At 70.9% G+C, this 21,225-nt stretch carries 17 protein-coding genes and 1 pseudogene; 9 read left to right on the top strand and 9 right to left on the bottom strand.

Annotation, left to right across the window (positions count from 1 at the left end):
- Nucleotides 1-61 precede the first annotated feature (61 nt).
- From N5875_RS01620 to mmsB, 5 genes are all read left to right on the top strand, one after another.
- Nucleotides 62-271, top strand: coding sequence for a hypothetical protein (locus N5875_RS01620; protein WP_338491390.1), 210 nt, complete (start codon nucleotides 62-64; stop codon nucleotides 269-271).
- A gap of 330 nt (nucleotides 272-601) precedes the next feature.
- Nucleotides 602-1,585 (top strand): hypothetical protein, encoded by a 984-nt coding sequence (locus tag N5875_RS01615; protein WP_318210403.1) that lies wholly within the window; start codon nucleotides 602-604, stop codon nucleotides 1,583-1,585.
- Between the two features lie 5 nt (nucleotides 1,586-1,590).
- A complete protein-coding gene (gene chvE / locus N5875_RS01610; RefSeq protein WP_318210402.1) occupies nucleotides 1,591-2,700 on the top strand; it encodes a multiple monosaccharide ABC transporter substrate-binding protein in 1,110 nt (369 codons plus the stop codon).
- A gap of 16 nt (nucleotides 2,701-2,716) precedes the next feature.
- Nucleotides 2,717-4,279 (top strand): multiple monosaccharide ABC transporter ATP-binding protein, encoded by a 1,563-nt coding sequence (mmsA, locus tag N5875_RS01605; protein WP_338491388.1) that lies wholly within the window; start codon nucleotides 2,717-2,719, stop codon nucleotides 4,277-4,279.
- Complete coding sequence (gene mmsB, locus N5875_RS01600; RefSeq protein ID WP_338491386.1) at nucleotides 4,269-5,489, top strand: multiple monosaccharide ABC transporter permease; 1,221 nt, start codon at nucleotides 4,269-4,271, stop codon at nucleotides 5,487-5,489. Before mmsA ends, mmsB begins: the two co-directional genes overlap by 11 nt.
- Nucleotides 5,490-5,777: 288 nt before the next feature.
- On the opposite strand, the gene N5875_RS01595 is transcribed toward mmsB, so the two are convergent.
- The 4 genes from N5875_RS01595 to N5875_RS01580 form a co-directional block, all read right to left on the bottom strand.
- Complete coding sequence (locus N5875_RS01595) at nucleotides 5,778-8,069, bottom strand: glycoside hydrolase family 3 N-terminal domain-containing protein (protein ID WP_338499053.1); 2,292 nt, start codon at nucleotides 8,067-8,069, stop codon at nucleotides 5,778-5,780.
- Nucleotides 8,070-8,164: 95 nt separating this feature from the next.
- On the bottom strand, nucleotides 8,165-8,995 hold the full coding sequence (locus N5875_RS01590) for a carbohydrate ABC transporter permease (protein ID WP_318210398.1): 831 nt from the start codon (nucleotides 8,993-8,995) through the stop codon (nucleotides 8,165-8,167).
- Nucleotides 8,995-9,942, bottom strand: coding sequence for a sugar ABC transporter permease (locus N5875_RS01585; protein WP_318210397.1), 948 nt, complete (start codon nucleotides 9,940-9,942; stop codon nucleotides 8,995-8,997). Before N5875_RS01585 ends, N5875_RS01590 begins: the two co-directional genes overlap by 1 nt.
- 17 nt (nucleotides 9,943-9,959) lie before the next feature.
- Nucleotides 9,960-11,267, bottom strand: a complete 1,308-nt coding sequence (locus N5875_RS01580; protein WP_318210396.1) for an extracellular solute-binding protein — start codon at nucleotides 11,265-11,267, stop codon at nucleotides 9,960-9,962.
- Between the two features lie 152 nt (nucleotides 11,268-11,419).
- Here N5875_RS01580 and N5875_RS01575 point away from each other — a divergent pair, with 152 nt between their 5' ends.
- Together N5875_RS01575 and N5875_RS01570 are read left to right on the top strand one after the other, a co-directional pair.
- Nucleotides 11,420-12,469 carry a LacI family DNA-binding transcriptional regulator gene (locus N5875_RS01575; RefSeq protein ID WP_338491382.1) on the top strand — a complete coding sequence of 350 codons (1,050 nt, stop codon included), beginning with the start codon at nucleotides 11,420-11,422 and terminating at the stop codon, nucleotides 12,467-12,469.
- A gap of 292 nt (nucleotides 12,470-12,761) precedes the next feature.
- Nucleotides 12,762-14,282, top strand: coding sequence for a catalase (locus N5875_RS01570; RefSeq protein ID WP_318210394.1), 1,521 nt, complete (start codon nucleotides 12,762-12,764; stop codon nucleotides 14,280-14,282).
- A 32-nt stretch (nucleotides 14,283-14,314) separates the two neighbouring features.
- Here N5875_RS01570 and N5875_RS01565 read toward each other — a convergent pair whose 3' ends face one another.
- Nucleotides 14,315-15,460, bottom strand: a complete 1,146-nt coding sequence (locus N5875_RS01565; RefSeq protein ID WP_318210393.1) for a mechanosensitive ion channel domain-containing protein — start codon at nucleotides 15,458-15,460, stop codon at nucleotides 14,315-14,317.
- Nucleotides 15,461-15,636: 176 nt separating this feature from the next.
- On the opposite strand from N5875_RS01565, the gene N5875_RS01560 reads away from it, so the two are divergent.
- Nucleotides 15,637-15,861 (top strand): DUF6458 family protein, encoded by a 225-nt coding sequence (locus N5875_RS01560; protein ID WP_318210392.1) that lies wholly within the window; start codon nucleotides 15,637-15,639, stop codon nucleotides 15,859-15,861.
- A 69-nt stretch (nucleotides 15,862-15,930) separates the two neighbouring features.
- Here the strand turns inward: N5875_RS01560 and N5875_RS01555 are convergent, their stop codons facing one another.
- Nucleotides 15,931-16,056, bottom strand: a complete 126-nt coding sequence (locus N5875_RS01555) for a hypothetical protein (protein WP_318210391.1) — start codon at nucleotides 16,054-16,056, stop codon at nucleotides 15,931-15,933.
- Between the two features lie 254 nt (nucleotides 16,057-16,310).
- Between N5875_RS01555 and N5875_RS01550 the strand changes: the two are divergent.
- Nucleotides 16,311-16,557, top strand: a pseudogene (locus tag N5875_RS01550) (SMP-30/gluconolactonase/LRE family protein); the annotation flags it as partial.
- A 258-nt stretch (nucleotides 16,558-16,815) separates the two neighbouring features.
- On the opposite strand, the gene lanKC reads toward N5875_RS01550, so the two are convergent.
- From lanKC to ligD, 3 genes are all read right to left on the bottom strand, one after another.
- A complete protein-coding gene (gene lanKC / locus N5875_RS01545; RefSeq protein ID WP_338491379.1) occupies nucleotides 16,816-19,449 on the bottom strand; it encodes a class III lanthionine synthetase LanKC in 2,634 nt (877 codons plus the stop codon).
- A gap of 147 nt (nucleotides 19,450-19,596) precedes the next feature.
- The gene (locus tag N5875_RS01540) at nucleotides 19,597-20,244 is read right to left on the bottom strand and encodes an endonuclease (RefSeq protein WP_338491378.1); all 648 of its coding nucleotides are present in this window, start codon (nucleotides 20,242-20,244) and stop codon (nucleotides 19,597-19,599) included.
- Nucleotides 20,241-21,185, bottom strand: a complete 945-nt coding sequence (gene ligD, locus N5875_RS01535) for a non-homologous end-joining DNA ligase (RefSeq protein ID WP_338491377.1) — start codon at nucleotides 21,183-21,185, stop codon at nucleotides 20,241-20,243. Before ligD ends, N5875_RS01540 begins: the two co-directional genes overlap by 4 nt.
- Between the last annotated feature and the right edge of the window lie 40 nt (nucleotides 21,186-21,225).

Raw genomic sequence — 21,225 nt, 5'->3', positions numbered from 1 at the left:
GCGTGTGCGAGACCGCCCCCGGATGATGCCCGCCTCGCGGAGCACGAGGAAAGGAGCCCCTGTGAAGGAGCACGAGCGGCGGCGTCGCGCCGCCCGAACCACGCCGGCGGACGCGGAGGGCGAGAGCGGTGACCGGGAGGCGCGGAAGACCGCCGAGGAGGCGGTGAAGGGCCGCGCCGGCGACACCGACCTGGAAGGCGCCGACGGCCACCACGACAAGCGCTCCCGTCCCGGAGTGGGACGGGAGGAACAGACCGAGAAGCGCGGCTGACCCCGCGGAACGACCGACAACCCACCCACGACGCCTGCGACCCAGCGGCCCGCCCCGTCCTCCGGGGCGGGCCCTTCGCGTGTCGCCGTTCGCGTGGCCGTGCGCCGTCCCCCTCGCGCCGTCCCCCCTTGCGCCGTCATCCTCGCGCCGGCCCGTACCTGTACGACCTCTTGACGCCCCTCGCGCGGCCTCCCTACTGTCACGCCAGAATTTCGAACCGCTGACGAAATCTCGAACACCCAGGCCCACTTCGGCCGCGCACGAGCATCTGTGCCGCCCGTATCCACCGTCTCGAACAATGGCCGACATATCGAACATGAAGGACGGTCCGTGACCGACGCTTCTTCTCCGACCTCCCGCCGGCCCGCCGAGCAGGCGCTCGCCGCGCTCGGCCTGAGCGCGCCCGCCCCGGCGCCCGCCGACGCCTCGCCCCACACCTTCCCCGGTGGTGGTCGCTGGCGCACCGAGATTCCGTCCTGCGAGGGCCCCGAGGCGCTGGCCGTGGTCCTGGCGGAGGCCGAGCGGCTCGACGTGCCGGTGCACCGGATCAGCCAGGGCAGCGGCGTGTGGATGCTGACCGACGCGGAGATCTCCGACATGGTCGCCGCGACCGCCGAACGCGCCATCGAACTCTGCCTGTTCACCGGCCCGCGCGGCACCTGGGACATCGGCGGGTCGGTGCACACCGACTCGCGGGGGGCCGGACCGCGTGCCCGTGGCCACGACGCCGTCGCCGGATGCGTCGAGGACGCCGTCCGCGCCACCGAACTGGGCGTGAGGTGCCTGCTCGTCGCCGACGAGGGTGTGCTGTGGACGCTGCACCGGGCGCGTCTCCTGGGACTCCTCCCGGCGGACACCACGCTCAAGGTCTCCGCGCTGATCGGTCCGGTCAACCCCGCCTCGTACGCGGTGTACGAGCGGCTGGGCGCCGACTCGATCAATGTGCCGAGCGACCTGACGCTGGATCACCTCACCGGCATCCGGCGGGTGTCCGCGGCCCCCATGGACATGTACATCGAGGCCCCCGACGACCTCGGCGGCCATGTGCGGATGTACGAGGTCGCCGAGCTGATCCGGCGCGGCGCGCCGCTCTACCTGAAGTTCGGCCTGTCCAAGGCGCCGGGGATCTACCCGTACGGCACCCATCTGCGGGCCCTCGCCCTGGACACCGCCCGGGAGCGGGTGCGGCGCGGCCGTCTCGCCCTGGACCTGCTCGCCCGGCACGGCGCGGACGGCGCGATGGCGCCGCTCGGCTCCCGGCTGCCGGGGCTTCTGCATCGCTTCGATCTCAACGACGAGAAGAACGAGGACTGATGACCATGCGCAACCGCAGAGCCGTCGTGACCGGCGCCCTGGCCGTGACCGCCTCCCTCGCGCTCGCCGCCTGCGGGCAGAACGCCGAGGGCGGCGGCAAGGACGGCTCGGGCGGCGCCGAGGGCGCCACCATCGGCATCGCGATGCCCACCCAGTCCTCCGAACGGTGGATCGCCGACGGCAGGAACGTCGTCAAGAACCTGGAGGCGAAGGGGTACAAGACGAAGCTGGTGTTCGGCGAGGACGACCCGGACCAGCAGGTCGCCCAGATCGAGAACCTGATCACGCAGGGCGTGAAGGCCCTGGTGGTCGCCGCGATCGACAACAAGTCCCTGAACAACGTGCTCCAGCAGGCCGCCGACGCCGACATCCCGGTCATCGCCTACGACCGGCTGATCCTCGGCTCGAAGAACGTGGACTACTACGCCTCCTTCGACAACGCGAAGGTCGGCGAGCTCCAGGCCACGTACATCGTCGACAAGCTCGGCCTCAAGGACGGGTCGAAGAAGGGTCCGTTCCGCATCGAGCTGTTCGCCGGCTCCAACGACGACAACAACACCAAGTACTTCTTCAACGGCGCGATGAGCGTGCTCGACCCGTACATCGAGAGCAAGCAGCTGGTGGTCGGCTCGGGCCAGACGGCGCTCAACCAGGTCACCACCCTGCGCTGGGACGGCGGCACCGCGCAGCGGCGGATGGACGACATCCTCACCTCCGCGTACAAGACCGAGCGGGTGGACGCGGTGCTCTCGCCGTACGACGGCATCTCGATCGGCATCCTGTCCGCACTCAAGTCCGACGACTACGGCTCCAAGTCCAAGCCGCTGCCGGTGGTCACCGGCCAGGACGCCGAGCTGGCCTCGGTGAAGTCGATCATCGCGAGCGAGCAGACCCAGACCGTCTACAAGGACACCCGGGAGCTCGCCAAGGTCGCCGGGAACATGGTCGACGCGGTGCTGCACGACAAGAAGCCCGAGGTCAACGACGACAAGACCTACGACAACGGCGCCAAGGTCGTCCCCGCCTACCTGCTCCAGCCGGTGAGCGTCGACAGGAGCAACTACGAGCAGGTGCTGGTCGGCGGCGGCTACTACACCGCCGCGGACCTGAAGTAGCCGGGAGGAGGCGACCATGACGGGACCCGTCCTGGAGATGCGTGCGATCGGCAAGACCTTCCCCGGAGTCCGGGCGCTCTCGGACGTCACGCTGACGGTCCGCCGGGGCGAGGTCCACGCCCTCTGCGGGGAGAACGGCGCCGGCAAGTCGACCTTGATGAAGGTCCTCTCCGGCGTCCACCCGCACGGCGGTTACGAGGGCGAGATCCTCTTCGAGGGGGCCGCCTGCCGTTTCCGGGACATCCGGGCGAGCGAGCGGCTCGGCATCGTGATCATCCATCAGGAACTGGCGCTCGTGCCCTACCTGTCCATCGCGGAGAACATCTTCCTCGGCAACGAACGGGCGGCGCGCGGGATCGTCAGCTGGAGCGAGACGCTCGAGGAGGCGGCCCGGCTGATGCGCCGGGTCGGCCTCCACGAGCATCCCCAGACCCGCGTCGCGGACATCGGCGTCGGCAAGCAGCAGCTCGTGGAGATCGCCAAGGCGTTGTCCAAAGAGGTGAAGCTGCTCGTCCTGGACGAGCCGACCGCCGCGCTCAACGACGAGGACAGCACCCAACTCCTGGATCTGATCGTTGAGTTGAAGACGCAGGGAATCACGTCGATCATCATCTCGCACAAGCTGGGCGAGATCCGGCGGGTCGCCGACACGGTGACGATCCTGCGCGACGGCCGCGCCATCGAGACCCTCGACGTGGCGGATCCGGCCACCACCGAGGACCGGATCATCAGCGGCATGATCGGCCGGGACCTCGACCACCGCTTCCCCGACCGCACGCCGTACGCGGGCGAGCCGGGCACCGCCCCGGCCCTGGAGATCCGCGACTGGACCGTGTTCCACCCGATCGACCGGCGGCGCAAGGTCGTCGACGGGGTCTCGCTGTCGGTCCGTCGCGGCGAGATCGTCGGCCTCGCGGGCCTCATGGGCGCGGGCCGCACCGAGCTCGCCATGAGCCTCTTCGGCCGCTCGTACGGGCGGTACGGGGGCGGCACGGTCCTCAAGGACGGGGCGGTGATCCGCACCCGTACCGTCCCGGAGGCGGTCGCGCACGGCATCGCGTACGTCACCGAGGACCGCAAGCACTACGGGCTGAACCTCATCGACACCATCGGGCGGAACATCTCGCTCAGCGCCCTCGGCAGGCTCGCCCGCCGGGGCGTGGTCGACGCCCACGAGGAGCGGAGGGTCGCCGAGGAGTTCCGCACCTCCATGAACATCAAGGCGCCCACCGTCTTCGAGCCGGTGGGCCGGCTGTCCGGCGGCAACCAGCAGAAGGTCGTCCTCAGCAAGTGGATCTTCGCCGGGCCGGAGGTGCTGATCCTGGACGAGCCGACCCGGGGCATCGACGTCGGCGCCAAGTACGAGATCTACACGGTGATCGACCGACTGGCCGCCGGAGGCAAGGCGGTGATCGTCATCTCCTCGGAACTGCCGGAACTGCTCGGCATGTGCGACCGGATCTACACCATGGCGGCGGGCAGGCTCACCGGCGAGGTGCCCCGCTCGGAGGCGACGCAGGACGTGCTGATGCGCCACATGACCAAGGAAGACACGAGGGAGAACGAGGATGAGCGCTGACGTCACGGCCGAGAAGCCGGTGACCCGCCCGGCCGGGGGCAGGGCCCGGCCGCTGCTCGACGGCCTGCGCCGCAACATGCGCCAGTACGGCATGCTGATCGCCCTCGGCGTCATCGTGGCGCTGTTCGCGGTGTGGACCGACGGCGACCTGCTGCTGCCGCGCAACGTGTCCAACCTGGTGCTGCAGAACAGCTACATCCTGATCCTCGCGATCGGCATGATGATCGTCATCGTGGCCGGACACATCGACCTGTCGGTCGGCTCGATCACCGCGTTCGTCGGCGGTGTGGCGGCCGTGCTGATGGTCCGGCACGACCTGCCATGGCCGGTGGCGGTACTGCTGTGCCTGGCCATCGGCGCCGTCGCCGGCGCCGCCCAGGGACTGCTCATCGCCTACGCCGGGATGCCCTCGTTCATCGTGACGCTCGCCGGGATGCTGGTCTTCCGGGGCCTGACCGAGGTCTTCCTCGAGGGCCAGACCCTCGGCCCGTTCCCCGAAACCCTGCAGAAGCTCTCCAACGGCTTCCTGCCCGAGGTCGGCCCCAGCACGAACTACCACAACCTGACCCTGGTTCTCGGCCTCGTGCTGATCGCCGTGGTGATCCGCCAGGAGGTGCGCGACCGGCGCCGGCAGAGCGCGTACGCGCTGGAGGTGCTGCCGGCCGGCCTCTTCGCGGTGAAGCTCGCCGCGCTGACCGCCTCGGTCCTGATCTTCACGCTGCTGCTCGCCAGCTACAAGGGCGCGCCGGTGGTGCTGCTGATCCTGGCGGCGCTCCTGGTCGGCTTCGGCTATCTGATGCGCAACGCGGTCATCGGCCGCCATGTGTACGCCATCGGCGGCAACCTGCCGGCGGCGAAGCTGTCCGGCGTACGGGACCGCAAGGTCACCTTCCTGGTCTTCCTCAACATGGGCATGCTGGCGGCGCTCGCCGGTCTGGTCTTCGCGGCCCGCTTCAACGCGGCCTCCCCGAAGGCCGGCCTCAACTTCGAACTGGAGGCCATCGCCGCCTCGTTCATCGGCGGCGCGTCGATGAGCGGCGGCGTCGGCACGGTGCTCGGCGCGATCATCGGCGGTCTGGTGCTCGGCGTGCTGAACAACGGCATGAACCTCGTCGGCATCGGCACCGACTGGCAGCAGGTCATCAAGGGGCTGGTCCTGCTGGCGGCGGTCGGTTTCGACGTGTGGAACAAGCGGAGGGTCGGCGCTTAGAACTCCTGGACGAGGCTCTCAGCGGTTCCCCAGGAACTGGATCGTGAGATCGAGGAAGTCATCCGGGTCGCCGTTCTTCGGAGCCTCGACCAGAGCCAGTCCCCCCTTGCCCGACTCGAGAGAGATCAGAGCCGCCCACGCGCCTCACCTGCCGTTCGACCGCCGAGGGCGGTCCGACGCTCCAGCTGTCGGCGTCCCGGGCGGATCCGGCGCCGCCCCGGCGGCGCCGTCCTCAAGGCCGGGCGGCGACCACCCGGCCGGTGTGGTCGGGTGGTCGCGATCCTCCGGTCAGTGGCAGGCGTGCCGGAGGACCTCGAAGTCGGCGTGCAGCCGCCGATGGTGGTCGACCTGCCGCACCGGACCCGTCAGCGTCACTCGGGCGGTCAGCCGCGGCTCCGTGCTGGATGCGCTGAACCGCAGTTCCAGCGCTCCCGGTTCCACGATGCGCTGCCCGGTCCGGCCGGTGAACGACGCCAGGTCCGCGGGGACGACCGAGCGGATCCGCGCCCGCTGACCGGGGGCCAGGTCGAGACGTAGGTACCCGATGAGTCGTTGTACGGGCTGGACCACGGAGGCCACCGGGTCGTGCAGGTACAGCTGGACGAGTTCGGTTCCGGCGCGGTCGCCGGTGTTCGTCACGGTGAGGGCCAGCCGCACTTCGCCGTCCGTGGGGACCTCGGTGTCCTCGACGACCAGGTCGCTCCATGCGAAGGCGGTGTACGTGAGGCCGTGTCCGAAGCCGAAGGCCGGGGCCGGGTCGATGCTGGAGACCTCGCTGCGGTGGCCCAGGCGGGAGGCCAGGTAGGTGGACGGCTGGGCGCCCGGGTGGCGTGGCACGCTGACGGGCAGCCGGCCGCTCGGGCAGGTCCGGCCGCTGAGGACGGAGGCCAGGGCGGCTGTTCCGGCCTCGCCGGGGAAGAAGGACTGCAGGACGGCCGCGGACTCGTCGGCCGCACGGCCGAGCGCGTAGGGCCGGCCGGCCAGCAGAGTCGTCACGACCGGAGTCCCGGTGTCGAGGAGGGCGTCGAGCAGCCGGCCCTGCGCGCCGGGGAGGACGAGGGACTCGGCGTCGCAGCCCTCTCCGCTGGTGCCCCGGCCGAAGAGCCCCGCGCGGTCACCGAGGGCCGCCACGACGATGTCGGCGCGTCGGGCGACGTCGAGGGCCTCGGCGAAGCCCTCGGTACCGCCGTCGTCGATGCCGGTTCCCCGGGCCACGAGGACCTCGGCGCCGGGGAACTCGGCCACGAGGGTCTCGCGCAGGGTGGGCAGGGCGATGCCGGCGGGGATCTCGGGGTGCTGCCCGCCGACGTGGACGGGGAACGAGTAGCAGCCGAGGACGGCGGTGGGAGCCTCCGAGTTGGGGCCGATCAGGGCGATCCGGCGGGGAGCGCCCGGGTCCAGCGGCAGGGTGCCGTCGTTGCGGAGCAGCACGACGGCCTGTTCGGCGATGCGGCCGGCCAGCTCGCGGTTGGCGGCCGGGTCCAGGTCGACCGTACCCCGGAGGGCGTCGGGGCCGGCCGTGGTGTCGGCATCGCGCAGAGCCGGGGGGACCGGGCTCCAGTCGGGGTCGAGCAGCCCGAGCCGGGTCTTCTGCAGGAGGACCCGCCGGACCGCGCGGTCCACGAGCTCTTCGGGCACGTGTCCCTGCCGGACCGCGTCCAGGAGCGGGGCACCGAAGGTCTTGACGGTGGGCAGTTCCACGTCGACGCCGGCCGCGAGGGCCGCCCCGGCCGCTTCGCCGAACGTGCCGGCGACGCCGTGCAGCGTCTTCAGGAACGCGATCCCGAAGTAGTCGGCCACGACGGTGCCGGTGAAGCCCCAGGCGTCCCGGAGGAGTCCGGTGAGCAGGCGGTCGTCGGCCGCCGAGGGAATGCCGTCGGTGTCGGTGTAGGCGTGCATCACCGACCGGACGCCGCTCTCCCGGACCGCCATCTCGAACGGGGGCAGGATCACGTCGGCCCGCTCCCGTGCGCCCATGCCGACCGGTGCGAGGTTGCGGCCGGCCCGGGAGGCGGAGTAGCCGGCGAAGTGCTTGAGGGTGGCGACGACGCCGGCGGACTCGAGCCCCTGGACGTAGGCGGTGGCGATCGTCCCGACGAGGTAGGGGTCCTCGCCGATGGTCTCCTCCACGCGCCCCCAGCGGGCGTCGCGGACGACGTCGAGGACGGGGGCGAGCCCCTGGTGCACGCCGACGGACCGCATGTCGCGGCCGATGGCGGCAGCCATCTCCCGCACGAGCGCCGGGTCGAAGGTGGCGCCCCAGGAGAGGGGGACGGGGTAGGCGGTGGCGCCCCAGGCCGCGAAGCCCGCGAGGCACTCCTCGTGGGCGACGGCCGGGATGCCGAAGCGGTTGGCGGCGGTGATCCGGGCCTGCGTCCGCATCAGTGAGAGCGCGCCGAGGGCGGGATCGACGGGGACGGTTCCGAAGGGCCGGGTGAGCTGGCCGAGACCGTCGGGCAGCAGCTCGTCGAGGTCGGCCGGCTCCTCCATGTCGTGCTGGTGGGGCGCCACCTCGGCGCCCTCGTCGGAGGCGCCGACCCAGATGCCGAAGAGCTGGGCGACCTTCTCCTTCAGGGTCATCTCGCGGATCAGCGCGTCGACTCGGGCTTCGGCGCTCAGCGCGGGGTCGCGCCAGGCGTGGTACGGGGCTTGGGGCTGGATGGCCACGGTGCCGGTCACTTTCCTCCGACCCCCATCAGGCCCTGGACCAGGGCGCGACGGGCGAACAGATAGACGAGCAGGATGGGGAGCATGGACAGGACGACGGCCGCGAGGAGACCGGGGATGTCGACGCCGTGTTCCGTCTGGAAGTCGTAGAGGCCCATCGTGATGACCTTGTTCTCCGAGGACTGGGTGAGGACGAGCGGGAACAGGAAGCCGTTCCAGGCCTGGAGCGAGGAGAAGACGACGATGGTGGAGAGACCGCTCTTCGACAGGGGCAGCACCAGCTGGACGAAGATCCTCCAGGGGGAGGCCCCGTCGACGGTCATGGCCTCGTACAGCTCGGGAGTGATGTCCCGCATGACGCCGGAGAGGATCAGGGCGCAGACGGGCATGGCGAAGGCGGCGGTCGGCAGGATGACGCCGAGGAGGTTGTCGTAGAGGCCCGCCTCGTTGATGAGGTAGAACATCGGGACGATGACGGCCTGGGACGGGATGGCGAGCCCGAGCAGGAAGAGCCGGAAGACCCGGCCGGCGGCCTTGCCGTCGCTTCTCACGATGGCGTACGCCAGGGGCGGCACGAGGAGCAGGACGATGCCGACCACGCAGACCGTGACGATCATCGTGTTGAGGAAGTACTGCGCGAAGCCGTCGTTGAGGTCGTTGACGTAGTTGTCGAGGGTGAAGTGCTCGGGGAAGGCGAGGGGGCCGTTCGCCGCGTACTCCGTCCGGGACTGGAAGGTGGCGACCAGCATCACGTACAGCGGCAGACCGACCACGAACAGCCAGACCAGCGAACCGAGTCCGGCCAGGTAGTTGGGGCGGCTTCTTGGGCGGCTTCTCATCACACGCCCTCCATGGTGCTGCGCATCCTGTCGTAGCCGGTGAGGCGCACCATGACCAGGGAGACGAGCGTGGCGACGAGGACGAGGAGGAGCGCGATCGCGGAGGCCCCTCCGAAGTCGAAGCTCTTGAAGGCCTTCTGGTACATGTAGTAGGCGCTGTTCGTGGTGTCGGTGCCCGGCCCGCCCTGGGTGAGGATCAGTACGGTGTCGAAGGTCGTGAGCCCGCCGACCACCATGAGGATCATCGAGGTGACGACGGTGTTGCGCAGCTGCGGCAGGGTGATGTGGAAGAACTGGCGGACCGTGCCCGCGCCGTCGATCCGGGCCGCCTCGTAGAGGACCCCGGGGACGGCCCGCGCGGCGCCCTGGTAGATCAGGGTGTGCAGGGGGGTGAACTGCCAGGTGCTGACGAAGACGAGGACGCCGATGGCGCCGACCTGTGTGCCGAACAGGTTGCCGTCGCCGAAGAGCCACTTCGCCTCTGAGGGGACCCCGAAGTTGGGGTCGAGCACGGCGCGCCACAGGACGGAGACCGCGGTGATGGAGAGCAGGAGCGGGACGAAGTAGACGGCGGAGAGCACGGCCCGGTTGCGCTGCCGGCCGGCGGCCCAGACGCCGAGCAGGATGCTGATCGGGGTCTGGACGACGACGCCGAGAACGGTGAACACCAGGCTCAGCCAGAGGCTCTTCACCATGACGGGGTCGTCGAGCAGCCGGCTCCAGTTGTCCAGACCGGCGAACTCCGGAGAGCCGAGGCCGTTCCAGCGGGTGAAGGACAGGACGACGACGAGGAGGAGCGGTACGAGGGCGAACAGGCCGAAGAAGACGGCGGCGGGCGCGGCCCAGGCGATGCCCGGGCGGCCCACACCGGTCACGGCGCCGCCGGGCCGTCCGGGCCGGGCGGTCTTCTCGGCGCTGTCCACGGCGGGGACTGCGGTAGTGGTCATGTCAGGCGTTCCGGAGGTCAGGCCGCGGGCAGGCTCTGCATGGCGGCGATGAAGGCGTCGGGACCCGTCTGGCCGCTGAAGAACTGCTGGACGGCCTGGTGGATGGTGGTCGTGGCCGCCGGGGGATAGGCCTGGTCCCAGGAGAGCTGGAAGGAGGGGGCCTTCTTCACCAGGTCGTACTGGTACGCCGAGTAGGCGGGGCTGGCGGAGCCGTCCAGGAACTTCGGGGTGTTGGTGGTGGTGGGCAGGTTGCCGATGCCGAGCTGGCCCTTGACGAACTCGTCCGAGTACATGAGCTTCAGGAACTCGGCGACGGCCTCGGGGTGCTCGGTGGTCTTCAGGACCGAGTAGAAGTTGTTGGTGTTGCCGGCGAGGTTGGCCGGGTCGCCCTTGCCGCCCTCGACGGTCGGGAAGGTGCCGTAGCCGAGGTCGCTCTTCACGAAGTCCGGGTAGGCGTCCTGCAGGGTGGAGTACTCCCAGGAACCCATGAGCTCGAAGGCGGCCTTGCCGGTGGCGAGCAGAGCGGGGGAGCCGCCGTCGGTGAACTTGACCGAGTCGTAGTTGGTGCCGAAGGCGCCGGCGTCGATCAGCTCCTTGAGCATGCCGAGGGCCTTCTTGCTGTCGGCACTCGCCCAGACGCTCTTGTCCCCGTTCACCGCCTGCTGGAAGTGGCCGGGGCCGGCCACCCGGTCGTAGACGTACTGGAACCACATCTGGGTCGGCCACTTGTCGCCGCCGCCGAGAGCGATCGGGGTGACTCCCTTGGCCTTGAGCGCCTTGACGGCGGCCAGCAGCTCGTCCCAGGTGCGCGGCGCGGTGACACCGGCCTCCGCCAGGACCTTCTTGTTGCTGAACAGCAGGACGGGCTGGGTGCCGCGCATGGGGATGCCGTAGGGCTTGCCGTCGACGACCGCGGTGTTGAAGACCGACGGCAGGAAGTGGGACTTCAGGCCCGGGTCCTTGGCGATGAAGTCGTCGAGCGGCATGAGCAGGCCCGCGTCGACGTACGGCTTGATGCTGCCGCCGCCCCAGTTGAAGAAGAGGTCGGGGGCCTGCTTGCCGCTGATGATCGTCTGCAGCTTGGACTGGTAGTCGGCGCCGGGGATGGTGTCGAGGACCGCTTTGACCTTCGACGTCTTGTTGAAGGTGTCGACGAGCTGCTTCTCCACCTTGTTGGTGGCATCGCCGTACACCAGGACGTGGATCTCGGCCTGGCCGCCGTCGGCGGAATCCCCGGAGCCGCCACAGGCTGCCAGGGACAGTGTCATGGCCAGCGACGCTCCACCGACCACAGCAGTTCTGAGGAGCCGTACATGACGCTTCATCGCCTCACCTTTCGAAAGTGTTTCGCTCTTGGTTTCGAAACTTCACTGCGGTCGGACGCTAAAGTTGGCGTGGTGAGCAGGTCAACCCTCCGGTGGAGGGTTATCAAAGCGTGACCATGTCCCTGCACGGAGCGGTGCTTTATGCTGCTCGGATGCGAGATGGCGAGGAGAGCAGGCGAATCACGCTGGCGGAAGTAGCGCAGCAGGCCGGGGTGTCACTTTCGACAGTTTCGAAAGTTCTCAACGGCCGGCAGGACGTTTCGTCGGCCACCCGCGTCAAGGTCGAGCGGCTCCTCGACGCGCACGCGTACCGACGGACCACCCGCGTCGCCAGGGAGGCGCCCCTCATCGAACTCGTCTTCCACGAGCTCGACAGCGTCTGGTCGATGGAGCTGATCCGCGGGGTGGAGAACCTCGCCAAGGCTCACCGGGCGAGCGTCGTGCTGACCGAGAGCGGCACCCGGCACGCCCCGGCGCCGGACTGGATCGAAGGAGTGCTGCAGCGCCGGCCGATCGGCGTGGTCCTGGTGTTCTCCTCCCTCCCCGACGCCGTCAAGCGACAGCTCGGCGCGCGGTCGATCCCCTTCGTGATCGTCGACCCGGCGGGGGACCCCGAACCCGACGTGCCGTCCGTCGGTTCGGCGAACTGGACCGGCGGCGTCGCCGCGACCCGCCACCTCATCGACCTCGGGCACCGTCGCATCGGCATCATCACCGGCCCCGAGGACATGCTGTGTTCCCTGGCCCGGCTCGACGGCTACCGGTCCGCGCTGAACATGGCCGGCCTCACGCACGACCCCTCCCTCGTCCGGTTCGGCGACTTCCACGTCGAGGGCGGCTACGCGTGGGCCATGGAGCTGTTGCGGCTGCCGGACCGACCCACCGCCGTCTTCGCCGGAAGCGATCTGCAGGCGCTCGGCGTCATGGAGGCGGCCCGGGTCTGCGGGCTGCGCGTGCCCGAGGACCTGTCCGTCGTCGGATACGACGACGTGATGATCGCGCGCTGGTCGAGCCCCCCGCTCACCACGATCCACCAGCCGCTGCGCGAGATGGGCGAGGAGGCGGTGCAGATGCTGCTCCGCCTGCGAGCCGGGGAGCCCTCGGTGACCCGCATGGAGCTCACGACCAGCCTCGTCGTCAGGAAGAGCACCGCCCCACCACCCGCGCGCGTCCAGGCGGGTGGCGCGGACACCGCGGAGTAGCGGGGGCGCCGGTGCACGGCGGGGCCTCCGGTGGTGGCTTCGGTCGAGTGGGCTCAGGCTGGGACATGTGTGTCGCCCGGCTCGGCCGACCGTGGAGACGACGTTTGACGTGGCGGCGGCGGGTGAGGCGATACGCCGAGAGGTGGACACGGAGACAGGGGCCGTGGCAAGAGGGCGCCGCGGGCGACATGAGCCTCGACCGACGGAGAGCGGCCCTGCGCGCCGGTCGGACGAGGCCATCCCCGACCGAGGGGCGTGCCACCGTCCAGCACGAGGAAAGGCAGCACCACCGATGACCGACAGCCGACCCGCCACCACGACCGATTCCGGCGCCCCGGTGGAGAGCGACGAACACTCGCTCACCGTGGGCCCGGGCGGTCCGATCCTGATGCAGGACGCCTACCTGATCGAGCAGATGGCGCAGTTCAACCGCGAACGGATTCCCGAGCGCCAGCCGCATGCCAAGGGCAGCGGTGCGTTCGGCCACTTCGAGACCACCCACGACGTCAGCGGCTACACCAAGGCGGCACTGTTCCAGCCGGGCACCCGCACCGAGCTGGTCGTCCGCTTCTCCACCGTCGCCGGCGAACGAGGCAGCCCGGACACCTGGCGCGACCCGCGCGGTTTCGCGGTGAAGTTCTACACCAGCGACGGCAACTACGACATGGTCGGCAACAACACCCCGGTGTTCTTCGTCAAGGACCCGATGAAGTTCCAGCACTTCATCAGGTCCCAGAAGCGCCGCGCGGACAACAACCTGCGCGACCACGACATGCAGTGGGACTTCTGGACCCTGTCGCCGGAGTCCGCCCACCAGGTCACCTGGCTGATGGGGGACCGCGGTATCCCGCGCTCCTGGCGCCACATGAACGGCTACACGTCCCACACGTACATGTGGATCAACGAGGCCGGTGAGCGGTTCTGGGTGAAGTACCACTTCAAGACCGACCAGGGCATCGAGTTCTTCACCCAGCACGAGGCCGACCAGATGGCGGCCGTCGACACCGATTACCACACGCGAGACCTCTTCGAGCACATCCGCGACGGCGACTTCCCGAGCTGGACGCTGCACGTGCAGGTCATGCCGTACGAGCATGCCGCGGAATACCGGTTCAACCCGTTCGACCTCACCAAGGTGTGGCCGCACGGGGACTACCCGCTCATCCCGGTCGGCCGCATGACGCTCGACCGCAACCCGACCGACAACCACGCCGAGATCGAGCAGGCGGCCTTCCAGCCGAACAACCTCGTCCCCGGCATCGGACCGAGCCCCGACCGGATGCTGCTGGCCCGGCTGTTCTCGTACGCGGACGCCCACCGCCACCGCATCGGCGCCAACTACCAGCAACTCCCCGTGAACGCGCCCGTCGTCGACGTCCACACGTACTCGAAGGACGGGGCGATGGCCTACCGCAAGACGGCCGACCCGGTCTACGCCCCCAACTCCAAGGGCGGACCGGCCGCCGACACCGACCGCTACGGGAACCCGCCCAGCTGGACCGCGGACGGCGAGATCACCCGGGCGGCCTACGTCTCCCACCCGGAGGACGACGACTGGGGCCAGCCCGGCACCCTCGTGCGCGAGGTGCTGGACGACGAGGCCCGCGACCGTCTGGTGGACAACGTCGTCGGCCACCTCCTCAACGGCGTCACCGAGCCCGTCCTGGAGCGTGCCTTCGCCTACTGGACGAACATCGACAAGACCCTCGGCGAGCGCATCACCCAGGGCGTACGGGCCAAGGCCGACGAGAAGGATCCCAAGGCGGCCGAACAGGGCAACCCGGCACGCCGTTCCATGCAACAGAAGGCCTGACGGAACCCCTCGGCCGGCGCGGGGACACGCCCTCAGTCGGAGGACGTGTCCGCCGGCCGGGTGGGATTCCGGGCGGGCTGACGACGCCGCCGCTGCCGCGGCGCCAGGGCGGGGTCCCACGGGAGCCGGTCGAAGGCGTCGGGCGCGGGAGCGGTGACGACCTTCGGGAGGGCGCCCGGGTGCTCCCGCGCGAGCCAGCCGACGAGCTCCTCCCGTACGGCGCAACGGGTCGTCCACAGGTCGTCGGCGTCCTTGGCGGTCACGATCGCCCGCACCGTGATGCCGGTCGGCGAGGTGTCGGTGACGGCGAGGTCCCAGCCCCGCCCGTCCCAGCTGTCGCACGTGGTGAGGAACTCCCGGAGGTGCTCCCGCACGAGGGCGACCGGTGTCGTGTGGTCGCAGTGGACGAACACCGACCCCGTCATCTCGGCGCCGCCGCGCGACCAGTTCTCGAACGGCCGCGAGGTGAAGTACGAGACGGGGAGCGTGACGCGACGCTCGTCCCAGGTCCGGACCGTGAGGAAGGTGAGGGTCACCTCCTCCACGACACCCCATTCGCCGTCCACGACGACGGTGTCACCGATGCGGACCATGTCGCCGAAGGCGATCTGGAAGCCGGCGAAGAGATTGCTCAGCGTCGACTGGGCCGCCACGCCGGCCACGATGCCGATGATGCCGGCCGAGGCGAGCAAGGACGTGCCGAGGGTACGGAAGGAGGGGAAGGTGACGAGCGCCGCGGCAGCGGCGAGCACTCCGACGGCGACGGCCACCACCCGCATGATCAGCGTGACCTGGGTACGGACCCGGCGGAGCCGTGCGGCGTCGCGTGAACGTCCCGCGTACCGCGCGTACGAGGACTCGACGACGGCCGCGACCGTCCGTACCGTCAGCCAGGCTCCGCCGCCGATCAGGCACAACAGCAGAACGCGGCTCACGACCTCCGCATGCTCTTCGAGCGGCCCCCGTCCCGGCGCCGCCACCGGGTAGCTCCATCTGAGCAGTGCGGCCAGCACCACGACGTACAGCGGTGTACGGCAGCGGCGCAGCAGCCCCCACAGCGGGGTCTCCGGATGCCGCGCGTCGGCGAACCGTGCCAGCAGGTCCGCCGCGCGGCAGACGACGAAGGCCGCCAGCGCCGAGCAGCCGACGGAGATCGCCAGCCGAACAAGGCTCTCCATGTGCTCTCCAGACGATGAGTCGAAACAGGCTCGTTCCTTCGCCTCACCGACGGCGAGCACACCAAACATCCGCCCGGGGACGGGGCCGAAGGCCGGGACGGCGTCGTGCCGCCGCGGGGATGAGAGCCGCGGACCGGGGTACGCGAGGGACATCCGACCCGACAAGGGAGGAAAACATGGGTCTGGGAATCTGCATCATCCTGATAGCCGTCGGAGCCATACTCACCTTCGCGTCCGACTGGGAACTCGAAGGGGTCGACCTCGACTTGGTGGGGCTGATCCTCATGGCCGTCGGCATCATCGGCACCGCCGTGTACACGAGCATCCTGCGCCGCCGCCGGGTCGTCGTTCCCCCGGTCGCCCCGACGGTGACCGACGACGAACGGCGGGGTCTGGGCTGAGACGGAAGTCGGCGTTCTCCGCGTAGACCGGGCGTAGTCGCTCGCGGACCTCGGCGTCCACGTGAGCGCTCAGGCCACTCCTGTCGCCGCGACCCTCAACGCCTCGCGCATCGCCGTCGCCGGCTCCCGTTCCGAGGCGGCCGGGTCCCGGGTCTCGTCGGGTTCCGTGCGGGTCAGGCGGACGAGCGCGCTCACGGGTGCGTACCCCGGGCTCCGGACCGACCGGCTCGACCGCGAGGGCGTGTTCGAGGGCCTCCTCCAGGGGAGTGCCGGGGCGCCAGGCGCGCAGACAGGCGGTGATCACGTCGATGCCTGCCGTGAACAGCGGGCTGACGCATGCCTCCTTGCTCGGGAAGCAGCGCCAGACCGTGTCGCCGTGGCGGCGGAAGCTCGGCAGGAGCTTCTCCAGCAGACCCGCCGCAGTCGTCCACCGGTCCGCCACGGCAACCCTGCTGGAGGGGCCGACCTTCGGCGAGGACGGCAAGCTGCGCGTCGTCGACGTCACGGCGCCCGCCGGCGAACCGAAGGTGTTCCGCGTCGACGTCCGCACGAAGACCTCGCGTCCGCTGTAGACGGACGATCGGGGTGCCTACACCAGACATCGCCTTCGACGAGCAGGGACACCTGTACGTGAGCGACTCACGCGGCCTGTCCGAAGGGAAGGCCATCGGCCGTGTGGTGCGCGTCGACCGGGACGCAGGGGAGGCCGGGCGTCCCGGGTACCGGCTCGTTACATCGGCTCGGGGAAGATGTCGCTGATGCTCCAGGCGACGCTGAAGCAGGGAGGGAGGGAATAGGCCTCCGGCTCGGTGTCCATTGCCTGGAGCGCGAGGATCTGGCTCATGGGTGCTCTCCACCTTCTTCCTGGGGTCGTGTCGGTCGGTCACTGCGTACCTCGGCACGGAGTTGCTCACCTCCGCGCCCAGGCGTTCATGGGGCGCCCGCCCGGTGCGGTCAGGTGGCTGCCGGGATCCGGGGGCGCGCGTGAGGGGGCTCCGTCAGGAGCGGGCCGGCCAGCAGGCGGTGCAGGGCCAGCAGGACGCCGGCCCCGCCACTGGACAGGTCGGCGGTGAACCGAAGCGAACCCGCTCCGAGGAAGCGGACACCGCGCCGGTACGGGACGGCGTACTTCAGCAGACCGGTCGCGGCGCGCAGGGCGTCCCCGCGGGCGTCGTCCGTACCGGTGAGCCCGGCGTGCTCGGTCAGGAACCAGGTCAGTCCGGCCAGCCCCCGGTAGAGGCCCGCCTCCTTCGTGGCGCAGGAGACCCGGATGCCGGCGACCAGCCTCGGGAGCGCCGCGGCGCAGCGCTCGTCCGGCGCGTCGGCCACGTAACGGGTGAGCACCGCCGCGACACCGGCCGCGCCCGTGGCCAGGTACGGCATGGCACGGGTGAGCCGCGCGTTGTCGGAGATGGACAGGGCACCGTCGTCCAGCGGGAAGGTCCGGTCCAGCTCCTGGTGGAGCAGCAGGCGGCCCGCCTCCAGCCAGCGGGCCTCGCCGGTGTCGCGGGCCAGGCGGTGGAGGAAGAAGGCGAGCCCCGAGCGGCCGTGCAGCAGGCCGCGGGCGTCGTGCTCGCCGAGGGCGGCCGACAGGTCGGGGGTGCGCAGCAGGCCCTCACCTGCCGCGGCGGCCCGCTCCAGGTGGCCGCTCTCCCCGGTCAGCCCGTGCAGGGCCAACCAGGCCAGGCCGACCCCGGCCCGCCCGTCGGCCAGCGTGCCGCAGGAGGCGGTGAGCGGGTGGCCCTCGGCGTCCCGGAGCAGGTCGACGGCCTCGTCCAGCCGGCCGAGGTCGGCCAGCACCCGGGCGATGCCGGCCGAACCGACGAGCAGTCCCGGGGGCAGCGCGTCGCGTAGCGCCAGCGTGTCGCGGCGCAGCCGCTCGAGGATCTCCTCCGGCACCGCGACCCCGGCGCGGCGCAGGGCGTGCACCCCCCCTGCCGTGCCGTAGGCCAGGCACACGTTGTTGGTCCGGAACGCTTCGGGCGAGGGCGGGAAGGCCCATTCCGGCCGGTCGGCGTCGGCCGTCTCAAGGAGCCCCGCGGCCACGTCGTCGGCCAGCCGGGTGAGGCAGCCGCGAGGATCGGTGTCCAAGTCGGCGGGGGAGGGCAGACGGACGGGGGCGTCCTGGTCATGCGCCCGGTTCTGCGCCTGGTCCTGTGCCCGGCCCGCCGTCCGGTCCTCCGGCAGGTGGAAGGCGGTCGCCCGCTGCCACAGGTCCCGTGGCGGAGCCACGTCCGCCAGGTCGCGGCGCAGCAGTGCGAGGTTCGCGGGTGCGTGTTCGGCCATCTCGTTGAACGGCGCCAGGAAGGCGAGCGCGACCGCCGACATGCCGTACCGGTCCTGCAACAGCGGATCGGTGTCGGTCCGGCGCAGGCCGGGCGGTGGTGTGAACCCCGGGGTGCCGATCCCGGAGGGTTCCGTGGACAGCGCCGAGGCCGCCTCGAAGTCCACCAGCCGGACCCCGCCCGACGGCGTGACCACGACATTGCCCAGGCTGAGGTCACCGAACCGGTAGCCGGCGGCGTGCAGCCGCCCGAGCGAGGCGTCCAGCGCGCCCAGCAGGTGCCGGCACGTCGCGTAGTAGGCGCCGACGGACTCGGCCGTGCGGTCGGCGCGGGCCAGCGGGGAGGTCCGGCTCAGCCAGCCCACCAGCGGCTGCCCCGCGACGTACTCGGTGACGAGGAAGTCGTGCTCCCACTCGGTGAAGTGGTCCAGCGGCTCCGGGCCCACCCCGGGGGCGGCCGCGTGCAGCGCGCACAGCACGCGGTACTCGTGCCGCAGCCGCTGCTGTGCGTCCGTCCCGTCGAAGACCAGGCCGTTGTGGGCGCGGGCCTCCTTGAGGAAGACGGTGCGGCCGGTCCGCCGGTCCCGGGCCTGGTACGCGCCGCCGGCGTTGCTCAGGCGCACGGCGCGGGTCACCTCGTAGTCGCGGATCAGGATCGGCCCCTCGTGCGGCTTCTCCTCCTGCTCGACGAAGGGGTCCGCGATCCCTGCGGGCGGGTGGAAGGCGGGCAGCCGCAGGTCCACGACCTCGCGGCCGGAGCCGTCGCGGACCAGCCCCTCCCGGGTGCCGTCGGCCCGCAGCCGGCTGCGGGCACCGAAGGAGCCGTAGCGGTAGTGGACCGTCCGCGAGTCGCGAAAGCGCCGGTCGGTGAGGACGTACGGCCCCTCCTCCCCGTCGAGCGCGTCGCGCAGGCGTTCGAGGAGTCGGCGGGCGGTCGCCGTGTCCGGCGGGTAGACGGCGCAGAACTTGCCCGCCTGGGCTCGCGCGGCGTGCTTGTGATGGAGGAACAGGAAGAAGAGCCGGGCACTCAGGTGCTTGAACGGCACGCCTTCGGAGAAGCAGATCCCGGCGACCGTGTCGAGCACGTGCTGCGCCCGGTCGAGCCGCGCCGACACATGGATCTTCCAGCCCTGCTCGGCGAGCCCGGTCCCCGGACTGCCCCAGGCCGTCCAGATGCCCTGGGCGGCGCCGCGAAGGCCCGGCGGCACCTCGCCGGGAGCGAATCGCGGCCCGGGGTCGGCCACGCTCGGCAGCGGCAGGTAGTACTCCCGGTCCGCGAGCGCTTCGCCGAAGCCTTCGAGCACGGAATCTCCTCGCGGGGGTGCGGAGGGCGGTCACAACGGTCGTGCCGGACGCTAGGACCCGCAGGTATGGAAACGGTTCGGCGTCGGCATGCGACCGGTATCGGGCGAGATCGCCCTCCTCCGTGGCCCGGGTGCTCCGCCGCCGTGTCAGCCGGTCTTCAGAAGGTCGTCGACGGCGTCCGTGGACAGTTCGACCCTCACCAGCGCGGCTGCCAGTCTCGGCAGGTCGTCGGGGTCGACGAGGCGCGCCAGGGCCTGAGGCGTGGTCGGAAGCCCGAGTCCGGACGCGGCGTGGCGGGCCCGGTCGTCGAAGGACGGGCGCAGCTCGGGCCACTCGGTCTGGGCCTCGCGGCAGAAGATGTCCGCTCCCACCGGCCCGATGCGGGGGACCTCCCGCAGCAGCTCGCGGATCCGGCCGGGGTCCCCGTCGGCCGCGTCGCGCAGCCGGCGCAGGTCTCCGCGGTACCGGTCGAGGACGAGCTCCGCCCCGGCTCCCAGCGCGGTGGCCGTGCTCTCGTCGTAGCGGCGGTAGTGGGCGCGGCCGAGTGCGTCCACCCGGTTCTGCCAGGTGGCGTCCGCCATCGCGCGGGGTGTGCGCATTCCGGCCCGGAACAGCTCGCGGGCCGCGGCCACCGCGATGTCGGCCTTGATACGTACGGAGAAGAGCACGCAGAGGGTGAGGAGCTGGTACAGGGGCGCGGGTGTGTTCCGCAGCGTGATGCCGGCTTCGTCGGCGTGGGTCCGCCCGTACTGGTCCATCAGCCGTCGTACGGTCGTGCGCCGTCGCTGTGTCATGGCGTCGGACTCCCTCTGTCATCGGTGAGTGCGGTGAGGAGGCCGCGGGCCCTTCGGAGGGAGCGGGGCCGAGGGGGGTTCTTCCACGGGTCGTCCTTGAGCAGACCGTCGACGGTGGCGAGGGTCCAGCGGCGGGCGGTGAGGTCCGGATCGTCGAGTTCGGCCCAGGCCAGCGGCGCCGCGACGGGGGCGCCGGGGCGGGCGCGGACGGCGTAGGGGGCGACGGCGGTCTGGGCGTAGGCGTTGCGCTGGATGTCGAGGTAGAGGCGGCCGCGACGGGCCTGCTTCCGGGCCTCGGTGGTGAACCGGTCGGGGTGGCGGGCGGCCAGGACGTCGGCGACACCGCGCGCGAAGCTCCGTACGTCGTCGAAGGGCTCCCGGCGGTCGAGGGCCACCACGACGTGAAGGCCTCGCGACCCCGTGGTCATGAGCAAGGACGGCAGTTCCAGCTCGTCCAGGAGCCGGTGGAGGCCGAGCGCGGCGTCCCGTACCGGGGCGAAGTCCTCACCGGCCGGATCGAGGTCGAACACCAGCCGGTCCGGATGGTCGGGCCGGTCGGCCCTGGAGAGGAAGCGGTGCGGAGTGATGCACGCCTGGTCGGCGAGGTAGCGCAGGGCGGCGGAGTCGTCGCAGACCATGTAGGTGACGCTGCCGTCCTCCTTGGGCAGCTCGGCGCGGTGGATCCAGTCCGGGAAATGGTCCGGGACGTCCTTCTGCATGAAGGCCGGGCCGTCGATGCCGTCGGGGTGCCGTTCCAGCATGAGGGGCCGTCCGCGCAGGTGGGGAAGCATGCGCGGGGCGACCGTCCGGTAGTAGCCGGCGAGGTCGGCCTTGGTGATGCCGTCACCGGGGAAGAGGACCTTGTCCGGGCGGCGGATCTCGACGTCGTGGCGGCCGGTCCGGTTCCGCTCCGGCGGCGGGGGCTGCTTCTTCGGGGTCATCGGGGTCACCGGGTCCTCTCGGCTGCCGTCGCATCCTCCT

This window comes from Streptomyces sp. SJL17-4, assembly GCF_036826855.1.
In the GTDB taxonomy this organism is placed as follows: Bacteria; Actinomycetota; Actinomycetes; order Streptomycetales; family Streptomycetaceae; genus Streptomyces.
This window is presented reverse-complemented; position numbering and strand designations above follow the sequence as displayed.

Bases quoted from the DNA above. Each gene is read 5' to 3' on its own strand.
- N5875_RS01580 (WP_318210396.1), bottom strand. From the start codon at position 11,267: ATGAAGCGTCATGTACGGCTCCTCAGAACTGCTGTGGTCGGTGGAGCG.
- N5875_RS01585 (WP_318210397.1), bottom strand. From the start codon at position 9,942: ATGACCACTACCGCAGTCCCCGCCGTGGACAGCGCCGAGAAGACCGCC.
- ligD (WP_338491377.1), bottom strand. From the start codon at position 21,185: ATGACCCCGAAGAAGCAGCCCCCGCCGCCGGAGCGGAACCGGACCGGC.
- N5875_RS01575 (WP_338491382.1), top strand. From the start codon at position 11,420: ATGCGAGATGGCGAGGAGAGCAGGCGAATCACGCTGGCGGAAGTAGCG.
- mmsA (WP_338491388.1), top strand. From the start codon at position 2,717: ATGACGGGACCCGTCCTGGAGATGCGTGCGATCGGCAAGACCTTCCCC.
- mmsB (WP_338491386.1), top strand. From the start codon at position 4,269: ATGAGCGCTGACGTCACGGCCGAGAAGCCGGTGACCCGCCCGGCCGGG.
- N5875_RS01560 (WP_318210392.1), top strand. From the start codon at position 15,637: ATGGGTCTGGGAATCTGCATCATCCTGATAGCCGTCGGAGCCATACTC.
- N5875_RS01565 (WP_318210393.1), bottom strand. From the start codon at position 15,460: ATGGAGAGCCTTGTTCGGCTGGCGATCTCCGTCGGCTGCTCGGCGCTG.
- N5875_RS01540 (WP_338491378.1), bottom strand. From the start codon at position 20,244: ATGACACAGCGACGGCGCACGACCGTACGACGGCTGATGGACCAGTAC.
- chvE (WP_318210402.1), top strand. From the start codon at position 1,591: ATGCGCAACCGCAGAGCCGTCGTGACCGGCGCCCTGGCCGTGACCGCC.
- N5875_RS01590 (WP_318210398.1), bottom strand. From the start codon at position 8,995: ATGAGAAGCCGCCCAAGAAGCCGCCCCAACTACCTGGCCGGACTCGGT.
- N5875_RS01595 (WP_338499053.1), bottom strand. From the start codon at position 8,069: ATGACCCTGAAGGAGAAGGTCGCCCAGCTCTTCGGCATCTGGGTCGGC.
- N5875_RS01570 (WP_318210394.1), top strand. From the start codon at position 12,762: ATGACCGACAGCCGACCCGCCACCACGACCGATTCCGGCGCCCCGGTG.